Origin of the sequence: Staphylococcus sp. LCT-H4 (genome assembly GCF_001866145.1) — a bacterium.
GTDB classification, from domain to species: Bacteria; Bacillota; Bacilli; order Staphylococcales; family Staphylococcaceae; genus Staphylococcus; species Staphylococcus succinus.
The window spans coordinates 539,912-552,110 of sequence record NZ_MODY01000002.1 but is presented as its reverse complement, the minus strand read 5'-3'; the positions used below and the strand labels follow the sequence as shown (position 1 = coordinate 552,110).

Below are 12,199 nucleotides of genomic sequence, written 5' to 3'. Positions count from 1 at the left end.
CACAACCCATCACTTGATATCATTTTTATTCATGTATAAAATAAAAAATCGCTCAAAAATTATCAAGTGAATAATTAATGAACGATAATCGTCGACCTATATTAGGTCATTAAATTAATAAAAATTTATTTTGATACAACGTCTTCACCATTGTATGAACCACAGTTCTTACATACGCGGTGAGATAATTTGTATTCGCCACAACTTGGGCATTCTGTCATACCAGGTACTGAAATTTTAAAATGCGTACGACGTTTATTTTTTCTCGTTTTTGACGTTCTTCTTTTTGGTACTGCCATGATATATCCTCCTTATATTCAAACACTAAATAGATATTTTCAGATTCAATAATCTATTATACTATAGATTACACAAATCTGCTATTGCTCTTCGTCATATAGTTGTTGTAATTTTTGAAGCCTAGGATCAATTTGCTTAGAATCAGATTGCTCTTGTTCTTTAGCATCATCAATCGCTTGTTCTTCGTCAATAACTTCCCAACCATTACCTTCTCGTAACATCTGATCGCTTTCATTTGAAAAAACACGCATTGGCTTTTCAATAATAACAAGTTCTTCAGCAATATCCTTTAGATTTATCATACCGTCTGTTGCATCATGATAATGTTCATCATCTTCTGCGTCATTGCTATAACGTTCATAACCTTCCAAATCAAAAATCTCTTGAGATTTGATATCTAATGGAGCTTCTACCGGAACCAAAGTACGTGCACACGCCATTGTATATGTTCCCGTGATATGCATATCTGCAATGACTTCATTTGACCTTACGGTTAATTCACCAGCAATATCAATATCAGATAGATCTATTAAATCTAATGATTTTACTAAATGATCAAAATTAACCGTTTGATGGAATTCAAATGGTTTATCTTGGAATTTTCTTAATTGTGTTATTGACCATTTCATATGGCTTCACCTCTAACAAGCACAAAATTTATTTTAACTTTATAGATATAAGTTGTCAAGATTTTTTCTTAACACATTCACATCTGTTACAATATCTATAATGAATTCTGAAAGGAAGAATTGCAAATGAAAAGCGTTGCACTAATCACAGAATATAATCCTTTCCACAATGGTCACTTATACCATGCCCAGAAGTCAAAGTCAATCACTGGCGCTGACATTTCTGTCGCAATAATGAGTGGACACTTTGTCATGAGAGGCCAACCAGCAATTTATAATAAATTTATTCGTACACAGATGGCTTTAAGCGCGGTAGACTTAGTTATTGAATTACCTGCATATGCTACGTTATCTGCCGGCCCCTATTTTGCAGAAGCTGCAGTCAAGGTTGCTGACTATTTGTCGATTGACCATTTATCATTTGGAAGTGAATCAGGCAATATTGATGCCTTTACCTCACTTGCAAAAGATATTGAAAGTGTCGAAAATTCTCAACAATTCATCATAAAATCCAAAGAAGGTAAAAGCTACCCTAGAATTTTAAGTGAGCTAGTATCAGATAACACCTTACTCTCATCTCCTAATAACACTTTAGGTATTTCTTATGTAAGGGCAATCCAAAAATGGGCTCCAACAATTCAACCATGGACTTTAAAACGCGAACAAAGTTCACATCATGATGCCGTTATTACAGGGCTTAATTTTGCAAGTGGCACTTCTATTCGTAAATCAATCAAAGATGGCGAAGAACTATGGAAACATGTAGTTCCACAGCAACTACATGACTTATATGATCAGCCAGCTGTAGAACTTGAAGATACCTTTCATTTTATAAAATATGCAATATTAAGCAATAATCTAAAAAGCCTTAATCAAATATATACGATGAGTGAAGGTTTAGAGCATCGTTTGAAGCAAGTCATTACTCAAGCAACTTCTTTCGAACATTTAATGACCTTACTTAAGACAAAAAGATACACTTACACCCATCTTCAACGTGTACTCATGAATATCTTACTAAATTTCAAACAAAACCATGCTCCTACAAATATCAATGCCGTGCGCGTACTAGGCATGAACCAAAAAGGACAACAATATTTGAAAGAATTGAAAAAGAATTATCCAGAACGTCATTTTATAACGCAAGTAAATAAAAAAAATGCACATTTCTTCTCAGATGAAATTCATGCTACAAAAATTTATAACTTATTATCACAAGATACTACAACTGATTTTAATACACCAGTCATTCGGGTATGAAACGTTAATAACTTATAAACTGATTTTCCTAATATATTAAGTTAACAGGGTAATTAAAAGGATGATTGCTATACTATAATACAGCAACCATCCTTTTAATTACGACATTAACACCTATGATTTTCCCTTTAAAACTATTCTTCTTTTTTGAACTTTTCGTTCAGTGCTTTTTCAACGTGAACTGGCACAAAATCAGAGACATTTGCTTTATATGCAGCAACTTCTTTTACAACGCTTGAACTAATAAACGAATAATTCGTACTCGTCATCATATACATTGTTTCAACATTACTATTTAATTTCTTATTCATCGATGTCAATCGCAATTCATATTCAAAGTCACTGACCGCTCTCAAACCTCTAATAATTGTCTGAGCACCAATTTGGTCACAAAAATCTACTAATAATCCATCGAAATGATGTACCGTAACATTATTTAAATGCTTAACTGACTCTTTTATTAACGCAATACGTTCTTCAATTGAAAATGTACCGGATTTACTGCTATTCTTCAAAACACAAATATGAAGTTCATCAAAGCGATCCGCACTTCTATCTATTATATCAATGTGCCCATATGTTATTGGATCAAAACTACCAGGAATGACTGCTTTAGTTGTCGACATTTTTATCTCCTTTTTCTAATAACAAAGTATCTGTCAAACCATAATGATAACGCTTAATCACTTGGAATGGCTGAGTGTTTATTTTTTCATGATGATTGAACTCACACACGATAATACCATTTTCTTTTAATAAATTAAACTTTGCAATACCTTCCAAAGCTTCATCAATCAATCCTTTTTCATAAGGTGGATCTAAAAATATAACATCAAATTGGATTTCTCTTTTAGAAAGTGCTTTCAGTGCACGATCAGCATTATTTTTATAGACTTCAGCCTGCGCTTCAATATTTAAATGTTTTAAGTTAGCTTTAATGACTTTAACAGCTTTAAAATTTTGATCAACAAAAATCACTTTATCCATTCCTCGAGATAAAGCCTCAATTCCTAAAGCCCCACTACCAGCAAACAAGTCTAATCCTATGCCAGATACTTCATGAAGACTATTAAAAATACCTTCTTTCACTTTATCCATAGTCGGTCTCGTATTACGTCCTTCTATACTTTCTAGTGCTTTACTCTTATGTATTCCTGAAATCACTCTCATATTATTTACACTTCCATTCCTATAACAAATTTTATATAATTCATATTGCATGATAAGGAGGACATTAATAATGAAACAAGCATTTATTCAGCTTGGTGAAGGCTTAACAGACTTATTTGAATTTAATACCTTGATTGAATATAACTTTCAACGTATAGACCACATCATATATTTTCATACCCCTACATCAGAGAAAAAACTTTCTTCTGTGGCAATCATTATGGAGCCAACGAGTGGTCAGCATTTTCAAGCAATGTACATCATGATTAACGCTTTAAAATATCCATATCCAAAGCCTAACAAAAAATTCGAGCTCATTAATGCACAAGCAGATCGCTTTGACATTGACATCAAAGGCATTGATGTCCAACCTCCTGAAGCGTTTCATGACCTTGATTTATATTACAATTACTTAATCAGCGTATTAAGATTACAAAGATGGATACCGCCTTTACAATAAAAACCAACAAAATAAAGCCACCGTAGACAATCCATTGTTCTATTGTGGCTTTATTTAATTTCAAATAGATAATTGCTATCGTTACTTAAACTTTAAACTTAAATGATTTGCGTTATGAAATTTCATGCTGTTCCTTTTCATATACTTTTTCTAAATATTTATATGGTGAGCCTTCAATGTGCTTCACATATTTGAGCTTAATAAGTTTCCCGACAATTTGGTCCGCTTCTTGTTCATTGATATACATAACAACATAGCGCTGTTGCCTATTTGTACTGACAATGTGCCCAAACTTTCGCACTTGTCTTTCGTGTTTCATATGTTTCAAATATATGATTAAACTTGTTCTAGGTACAGTTTGCATTTTATTATCACTCCAATTATTAGCCCTTATATAATATCACGTCTTTTTCATTTTATAAATAACAATTATTTTGATGTAACTCTAAGTTTTGCTATATTACTCTATATACATAAAAGAGGAGGATTGTTCATGACAAATTTCAACAAATTATTAAAGGGTGCTTTTTTAAGTACGGTTGGTATAGTCAGTAGCTTGTTTTTTATAAATAGATATAAAACCAAACCTAAACCTCAAAGTATACCCGCTTTCTTTTCCAAACCTGCCCCATATATCTTAGCACATCGCGGCGGTATGGCAGTTCGACCAGAAAACACTAAACTCGCTTTTGATAATGCGGTAGCTCATAATATAGATGGTTTCGATATAAGCATCAGAATAACGAAAGATAATCAATTAATCGTTTTTAATGATACAGATGTCGATCGAACAACTAATGGTTCAGGAAAAGTCTCAGAGCACACACTTGATGAATTACAAAATTTAGATGCTGGTTATCATTATACCGATATTAATAACTTTAAACCCTATGAAGCACATCCAGATGCACGTATTTTATCATTGGGTGAACTATTAGATTTATACCCAAATCAAGTGATTAGTATTACTTTAAGTGATAATCCCAATAGTTCACACGGTCAACTCGTACCTGAGTTATTATATAAGATTATCGTAACGCATGATGCTCAAGAACGTGTCTTAGTATCTAGTGCTTATCAAGAACACATTGATCAAATTTCCAAACTAAGCAACGGTTTTATCGCAATTGGTGCTAGACCTTGTGAAATTGCTGAAGGTTTTTCTAAATTTAATTTAGGCTTAGGCCACATGTTTCAAACAAATGCACATACTTTCCACATGCCAATAGCCATTAAAGGTGTTAAATTAAATTCACCAAGATTTATTCATTGGCTAAATGAACGAAATATTGTACCAAGTTATTATGGGGTCAATAACCTTGACCTTATGAATGATTTACTATTCCATGGTGCTCATACACTTATCACTGATCGCCCAGATTTAGCTGAACGCTTTAAATTAACATATCACTAAAAAATAAAAGCTTGGATATCGCATTAAGATACCCAAGCTTTTATTTTATCTGTGATGACTCCCCACTTACTATATCCGTATTAAAAAATTCATAAATATTACAACGAACAACTACAAGAGCCACCAGTAGCACAACCACTTGAATCTTTTTGGAAAAATGGATTGCCCGTTTCAATTTTTACATTTTCAGAAACAGCATATGCAATTTTTACAATCACTTCGTCTATCAAATTTTGTAATGCTACTTCTTTTTGTTTATAGTCCATTACAACAGGTAACATTTCATATGCACGCTTTCTTTTTCGTGTATCAAGCATCACACTTTGATAATCCGGATGATATTTACCAAAACGCATAATTTCATCGTATTTGTCCTTCGATTTCAAAAAAGCTTGATATAAAAGATGTGCTTCATCATTAGCTGCTAATGCTTGTTCTGCTAATTTATATTCATGATAAACACGCGATGCTACTATTTTATCGCTAAGTTCTTCTATATCATCTAGTACAGTTAATGTTTCTTCGGTAATCATAATTACAAATCTCCTTTCTATTTTTCTTCCACAAATATATTGGTATAGTAGCCATTCATGACTTCTCCACCCATTTCATTATATTTAGAATTCAACATTCTTGACCTGTGTATATCTGAGTTTAACCAACTGTGTATCAATGTAGGTACATCATTAAAATCATAACCTACGTTTTGACTACTTGATACAAATGACACGTCTTGTTCATTAAGCTGCTGTTTTAAGGCATCTTCTGTGAATTCGACACTATCTGCTCCTGTGGCCTCATACAAGTTAAATGAAGCTATATGTGCAAGTGTATTGTTAATTTTTAATGGTTTTGCATCTTTGAGCTTTCTCATTTCATTTGTTATTTCATAAAGCGTCATCAATTGATTCGAACTTTGTTCGTAAGGTAAATCGCCATGTTTACTTTTGACTTCTTTATCTTCTTTTGAAGTTAACATTTGATATGGTTTAAATGCAGCTAATGCTTCACTATCTAAATATCTTACCGCTACAATTTTATTAGTTTGCTGATCTATATATATTTGAGCATATATATTTTTGAACTTAACTAAGGTCTGTGTTTTCATATCTGAATCAGACAATTCTAATTCATATTTTTTCCCATTAGCATTGATTGTAGGTTCTGGATTAATACTAAATTCTTCAAAAACATGGGAAGCACTATCAGAAATATGTAATGGATTCACTTTAGCCTGTTTCCCTGTCGCATAAACAGATTTGATAATACCACTTTTTGTTGTCACCAAATAATATTCATCTTTTTGTTTAAAGACATAGTTTTTAAAATCATTTTTATATGGATATACACGATCTGCTTGTCCATATTTATCAGTTAATCTATTTAAACTTTTACCTACCCACGTACCGACGCCTTCCTTAGGCATAGGGTTTTCAACATTCGATTCTTGTTCTTTAAAATCTTTATTTTGTGTAGATTTAGTTGAATCTTTATTAGGATTTTCCAAGACATCAAATTTTAAACGTGGCGAGTAAAATAGATAAATCAAAAAACAAATCAATAATAATACACCAATAACTTTAATTATTAGCTTTTTCATCACTCACCCACCTATATTTCTCTTTTGTTTATTGTACATGTTTCATTATGTTACAAGCAAGGCATGTCATTGTAAATTCTTTATTAAGCTATAAATTACTATATAAATTGAGATGTTACAAAGCAGACGTGATTCATAATACCTTTCGGGTATACATAAAATTAAGAGGTGAATTTTTATGGAAACTATCCGCATCCACGGAGCAAAACAAAATAATTTAAAAAATATTTCTGTTGATATACCCAAACACCAAATAACTGTCTTTACTGGTCGCTCTGGGTCTGGTAAATCTTCATTGGTCTTTAGTACTATAGCTGCGGAATCTGAACGACTTTTAAACGAAACATATTCCACCTATATACAACATCAACTTACTCAATATTCAAAGCCAACAGTAGATTTAATCGAAAATTTACCTGTTGCAATGATTATTAATCAAAAAAGATTAGGTGGTAATTCTCGTTCCACAGTCGGTACTATATCTGATATCTATGCTTCAGTAAGACTATTATGGTCTCGCATTGGGGAGCCCTTTGTAGGCTATTCAGATATTTTTTCTTTCAACAATCCTAAAGGTATGTGTGAAACTTGTTCTGGCCTGGGTTATGTCGAAGATATTGATTTAAATGAATTACTAGACTTTGACAAGTCGTTAAATGAAGATGCTATTCGTTTCCCTTCATTCAGACCTGATAGTTGGCGAGGTAAACGTTACTTATACTCAGGCTTATTTGATAATGATAAAAAACTCAAAGATTATAGCAAAACAGAACTTGATACATTACTTTATACAGAACCAACAAAGTTAAAAAATCCACCCGATAATTGGCCGAAAACTGCAAAATTTGAAGGACTCATACATCGTTTTAGACGGTCTTTTTTACTCAATGATAACTTTGAAAAACATAAATTTAAAGACGCTATTGACCGCATTGTAACTTCAAGTCAATGCCCAAAGTGTAATGGCAAAAGATTACATCCTAATGTGTTAAAGTGTAAAATCAATAACTATGATATAGCAGATTTCACAAATTTATCAATTGATGATGCAATCAAATTTATTAAAAACATTACTTCTGATAAAGCAAAAGTTATCATCAAACCACTACAACAACAATTAGAATCCTTGAGTTACATAGGACTCAATTATTTAACTTTATCCAGAGAGACTACTTCTCTTTCTGGTGGTGAATCACAACGGATTAAACTCATACGCCACTTAAATAGTCCACTTACGGATTTAGTATATATTATAGACGAACCAAGTATCGGCTTACATCCAGATGATATTCAACGGATTAATGAGATTATTTTATCTTTAAAAAACAAAGGCAATACCGTTCTCGTTGTTGAACATGACCCAGATGTCATACGTATCGCCGATTATATTATAGATTTAGGCCCATTAGCTGGTAAACATGGCGGTGAGATTACATTTACTGGTAGTTATCAATCATTAGTTCAATCGGCTACCAGTACAGGAACAGCTTTAAGACGGCTACACAATCTTAAAGCACATCCACGACAAGCAGAAAAATTTATCCAATTAACACAAATATCTCGTAATAATTTAAAAAATGTGTCAGTCAACATACCTCAACAAGCCATTACAGTAGTAACTGGTGTAGCAGGGTCTGGTAAGAGCTCTCTTATACGTGCCGGATTAGAACATCAAACAAATACAATCTTTATCAACCAAAAACCAGTACACGCTTCAAATCGTTCGAATTTATTGACTTATCTAGATATATTTGATGAGATGAGATCTTATTTTAGTAAGAAAACAGGGTTAAAAAAATCGATGTTTAGTTACAACTCTGAAGGAGCTTGTCCAGAATGTCATGGTAAAGGCATTTTAAAAACCGAATTAGCTTTTATGCCTGACTTTACTCAAACCTGTGATGTTTGTCATGGTAAACGATATAAACCTGAAGTCTTAAACGCTACTGTGAACGGTTATTCCATTGCAGATATCCTTGCACTTACAGTAGATGAAGCTATAGAAATTTTCCAATCAACACCCGCGATTTCTGAGCCTTTAAATGCACTTACATCAACAGGATTAAATTATATGACTTTAGGACAATCACTTGATACATTATCAGGAGGAGAAATCCAACGCGTTAAATTAAGTAAATATCTTACAAACACCGTTCAGCATCATACGTTTGTATTTGATGAGCCGACTACAGGTCTACACGAGGAGGACATTCCAATTTTATTAGAATGTTTTGATAGACTTATAAAAGAAAAGAATACTGTCATTATTATAGAACATAATTTAACAATGATGACATATGCAGACTGGATTATAGATATAGGCCCTTATGCTGGAGAACAAGGTGGTAAACTACTTTATCAAGGTTATCCTCAAGGTTTAATAGAAATTGATGAGTCTGTAACTGCTAAGCATTTAAAAAATTATCTATCATATTAATAGAAATTATCCTAACCAACATACAATGAACTCATTTTTAATTTTCTTTTAGCAATTTAAAAAGGTAAGCAATCATTAGGATTGCTTACCTTTTTAAATGTTATTCTTATATGCCTATTATTTCGCAAAAACTTACGCTTTGTTTAATATTATTTATAATCCTAATGTCGCTTTAATTAAAGACGTTGTTTCTCCACCTGGGTAAAACACATATAATAATAAATATACAGCTAAACCCGTAATCGCAGTAAAGAACCAAATAATAGATGCTATAGGTCCAACGAATCTATGCACTTTAAACTTATCTTTAAAGGCTGTAATAATTTGTACTAGCCCTAAAATTCCACCGATTGTTGCTAAATTAATGTGGAACACTAAGAATATCGTATAATAAAGCTTGATTGAATCTGGACCACCAAAAGCAGTATTACCAACAAAAACGGTTCTTGAAGCATAAATGATAAAGAATGAAAGTGCAAAACCAGCTGCCCATAACATTACTTTTTTATGACTTTCAATTTCACGTTTCCAAATTTTGCGCCAACCTATTGCAACAAGGATTGCACTAATAACAATAAAGCTTGTACTGATAGTAGGTAAAATTGGTAAATTCATAAATTCCATCCTTATTATTAATTATTAGAACATTTGGATTAGAGATACGACAACAACGAGCACGAAAAATACAACTAAATAATTTAGTGAATATATAAACATTTTTGTTGCCCATTTAATTTGATCTGACTCTTTTTTAAAGCTTGTTAAGCCCATGTATATCCAACCTAAATTTAATAATGAAGCTAACACAATAAATGTGATACCTAAGTCACTAAGTAAAAATGGTAGTGGTAACAATAACACAAGCCATATAAACATGCTCACTCTCGTACGGTTAAAACCTTTAACCGATGGTAACATTGGTATATTAGCCAACGAATATTCATCTTCACGCTTAATTGCTAATGCGTAGAAATGAATGGGTTGCCAACAAAAGACTACTAAAAATAGTGCTACTGCAACCAAGCTAATATTTCCTTCAATTGCAGTCCAACCAATTAACGGTGGCACTGCTCCAGGAAAACTACCAATCACTGTATTCCATACTGTATGACGTTTAGACCAGATAGAATAAAATGATACATAACCTACAATACCTATTAAACCAATAACGCCAGATGGTATGTTTAATGCAAATAGTAAACCTTCTCCTATTAGCATCATTCCAAAACTTAAAATTAAAAGATTTCTGTTTGAAATTCTTTCATTAACTGTTGGTCTCTGTTGTTTACTTGGCATGATACTGTCAATATCTTGATCATAGTAATTATTTAAAGCACATGCGCCCCCCATAATTAACGTAGAGCCCACCAACATCATTAAGATTTGTGGTATTGACGAGAGAAAGGAATGATTAGCCAACACAACTGCAAGCCAAGAACCAGCAAATGCGGGAATTAAATTCCCTTGCACAAGTCCCATTTTGATAATTTGCTGTAACTCTTTAAAAGTTACCCGACTTGTATTATGCGACAAAGTTTGTTCTTTGTTCATAATTCCCCTCCTATTTTTTCCATATAACACAATGATATATGAAATTTGTGTTATTTACTACATTTATATAAACTAATTTGTGACACTTTAACGACATCGATAAATCGTCATTTTTATGACACAAATAAATCATCATTTATTGTTATAATTATAGTTAAGATTTATTTAATGTTAAACAAGTATGTCTTTTGGGAATTAAACATTACAAATATTAAGGCTTAACTCGCTACAACTGGAGTATTATTTAAAGTCCCAATAGTTTTATTTATAAGTGGGGTGTGAATTATTGTTTAACAAAGGAAACCTAAAATGGTTATCGGTGACAGCAGCACTAATTATGACTTGGGTTCAATTAGGAGGCGCTTTAGTTACAAAGACAGGTTCAGCCGACGGATGTGGTTCTGACTGGCCGTTATGTCATGGCGCTCTTTTACCTCAAAACCTTCCCATTCAAACAATTATCGAATTAAGTCACCGTGCAGTATCTGGCTTATCTCTTATTATTGTCTTATGGTTGGTTATTGTGGCATGGAAACATATTAGCTATATTAAAGAAGTAAAACCTTTATGTATCATTAGTGTGGGATTCTTACTCCTTCAAGCACTCATAGGTGCTGCTGCTGTAATGTGGCAACAAAATGCTTACGTTTTAGCATTACATTTCGGTATATCTCTTGTCTCATTCTCTTCAGTCTTTGTACTAACATTAATTATTTTTGAAGTTGATCGTAAATACGAAGCAGACGAATTATATATTAGAAAGCCGTTAAGAATTTATACTTGGATTATGGCAATCATAGTTTATTTAACTATTTATACAGGCGCTTTAGTTCGACATAAAGGAGCCAGCTTAGCCTATGGTCAATGGCCTTTACCATTCAATGATTTAATGCCACATAATGTTGCAGATTGGATTAATTTCACACATAGATGTATGGCATTTATAGCGTTCACTTGGATATTACTTACGTTTATTCATGCAGTTAATCATTATCAACATAACCGTACGATTCGATATGGTTACACTGCTGCGTTTATTCTAGTCATATTACAAGTAACGACTGGTGCTTTATCTATTATTACTGAAGTGAATTTAATTATCGCACTTTTACATGCTTTGTTCATCACATTATTATTTGGCTTAATTGCTTACTTTATTGTATTGATGTTACGAACGATAAGGAGCGGTGGATAAACGCATTAAGTAACAATCCAATGATCATTAAAAACGACTAAAATCTAACTATTTGTAGTAAAAAGTACAGCTCTGTTTTTTAACAGAGCTGTACTTTTTTGATTGAAAATTTACAATTTTCAACTTCATCTTTTGCTCAAGACATATGACACTTTAATCTCTCAATCATACGATTAACTTAAA

General features: G+C 32.5%; 14 protein-coding genes. 5 read left to right on the top strand and 9 right to left on the bottom strand.

From position 1 onward, the window contains the following. Positions 1–125: 125 nt before the first annotated feature. Both rpmF and BK821_RS07580 read right to left on the bottom strand, forming a co-directional pair. On the bottom strand, positions 126–299 hold the full coding sequence (rpmF, locus tag BK821_RS07585; protein WP_002507971.1) for a 50S ribosomal protein L32: 174 nt from the start codon (positions 297–299) through the stop codon (positions 126–128). A gap of 81 nt (positions 300–380) precedes the next feature. Next, a complete protein-coding gene (locus BK821_RS07580) occupies positions 381–929 on the bottom strand; it encodes a YceD family protein (RefSeq protein ID WP_046836136.1) in 549 nt (182 codons plus the stop codon). 126 nt (positions 930–1,055) lie between these two features. On the opposite strand from BK821_RS07580, the gene BK821_RS07575 reads away from it, so the two are divergent. Next, positions 1,056–2,189 carry a nucleotidyltransferase gene (locus BK821_RS07575; protein WP_071331491.1) on the top strand — a complete coding sequence of 378 codons (1,134 nt, stop codon included), beginning with the start codon at positions 1,056–1,058 and terminating at the stop codon, positions 2,187–2,189. Between the two features lie 134 nt (positions 2,190–2,323). Here the strand turns inward: BK821_RS07575 and coaD are convergent, their stop codons facing one another. Continuing rightward, the gene (coaD, locus tag BK821_RS07570) at positions 2,324–2,815 is read right to left on the bottom strand and encodes a pantetheine-phosphate adenylyltransferase (protein ID WP_046836134.1); all 492 of its coding nucleotides are present in this window, start codon (positions 2,813–2,815) and stop codon (positions 2,324–2,326) included. Further along, positions 2,802–3,359, bottom strand: a complete 558-nt coding sequence (gene rsmD, locus BK821_RS07565) for a 16S rRNA (guanine(966)-N(2))-methyltransferase RsmD (RefSeq protein ID WP_071331490.1) — start codon at positions 3,357–3,359, stop codon at positions 2,802–2,804. Before rsmD ends, coaD begins: the two co-directional genes overlap by 14 nt. A gap of 70 nt (positions 3,360–3,429) precedes the next feature. Here rsmD and BK821_RS07560 point away from each other — a divergent pair, with 70 nt between their 5' ends. Continuing rightward, positions 3,430–3,819, top strand: coding sequence for a DUF7147 family protein (locus tag BK821_RS07560; RefSeq protein ID WP_046836132.1), 390 nt, complete (start codon positions 3,430–3,432; stop codon positions 3,817–3,819). Positions 3,820–3,931: 112 nt separating this feature from the next. Here BK821_RS07560 and BK821_RS07555 read toward each other — a convergent pair whose 3' ends face one another. Continuing rightward, complete coding sequence (locus BK821_RS07555) at positions 3,932–4,183, bottom strand: YlbG family protein (RefSeq protein WP_046836131.1); 252 nt, start codon at positions 4,181–4,183, stop codon at positions 3,932–3,934. A 129-nt stretch (positions 4,184–4,312) separates the two neighbouring features. Between BK821_RS07555 and BK821_RS07550 the strand changes: the two genes are divergently transcribed. Then, the gene (locus BK821_RS07550) at positions 4,313–5,233 is read left to right on the top strand and encodes a lysophosphatidylglycerol phospholipase D (protein WP_046836130.1); all 921 of its coding nucleotides are present in this window, start codon (positions 4,313–4,315) and stop codon (positions 5,231–5,233) included. A 98-nt stretch (positions 5,234–5,331) separates the two neighbouring features. Here the strand turns inward: BK821_RS07550 and BK821_RS07545 are convergent, their stop codons facing one another. Together BK821_RS07545 and BK821_RS07540 are read right to left on the bottom strand one after the other, a co-directional pair. Beyond that, complete coding sequence (locus BK821_RS07545) at positions 5,332–5,766, bottom strand: YlbF/YmcA family competence regulator (RefSeq protein WP_046836129.1); 435 nt, start codon at positions 5,764–5,766, stop codon at positions 5,332–5,334. 17 nt (positions 5,767–5,783) lie between these two features. Then, entirely contained in the window at positions 5,784–6,833 is a 1,050-nt protein-coding gene (locus BK821_RS07540) for a CAP-associated domain-containing protein (RefSeq protein WP_046836128.1), read from the bottom strand. Between the two features lie 178 nt (positions 6,834–7,011). Between BK821_RS07540 and BK821_RS07535 the strand changes: the two genes are divergently transcribed. Further along, the gene (locus BK821_RS07535; RefSeq protein WP_071331489.1) at positions 7,012–9,270 is read left to right on the top strand and encodes an ATP-binding cassette domain-containing protein; all 2,259 of its coding nucleotides are present in this window, start codon (positions 7,012–7,014) and stop codon (positions 9,268–9,270) included. A 153-nt stretch (positions 9,271–9,423) separates the two neighbouring features. Here BK821_RS07535 and BK821_RS07530 read toward each other — a convergent pair whose 3' ends face one another. Then, the gene (locus tag BK821_RS07530) at positions 9,424–9,885 is read right to left on the bottom strand and encodes a DUF420 domain-containing protein (protein WP_046836126.1); all 462 of its coding nucleotides are present in this window, start codon (positions 9,883–9,885) and stop codon (positions 9,424–9,426) included. Between the two features lie 24 nt (positions 9,886–9,909). Continuing rightward, complete coding sequence (cyoE, locus tag BK821_RS07525; RefSeq protein WP_046836125.1) at positions 9,910–10,821, bottom strand: heme o synthase; 912 nt, start codon at positions 10,819–10,821, stop codon at positions 9,910–9,912. Positions 10,822–11,107: 286 nt separating this feature from the next. Between cyoE and BK821_RS07520 the strand changes: the two genes are divergently transcribed. Continuing rightward, a complete protein-coding gene (locus BK821_RS07520) occupies positions 11,108–12,016 on the top strand; it encodes a COX15/CtaA family protein (protein ID WP_071331488.1) in 909 nt (302 codons plus the stop codon). The last annotated feature ends 183 nt before the right edge of the window (positions 12,017–12,199 follow it).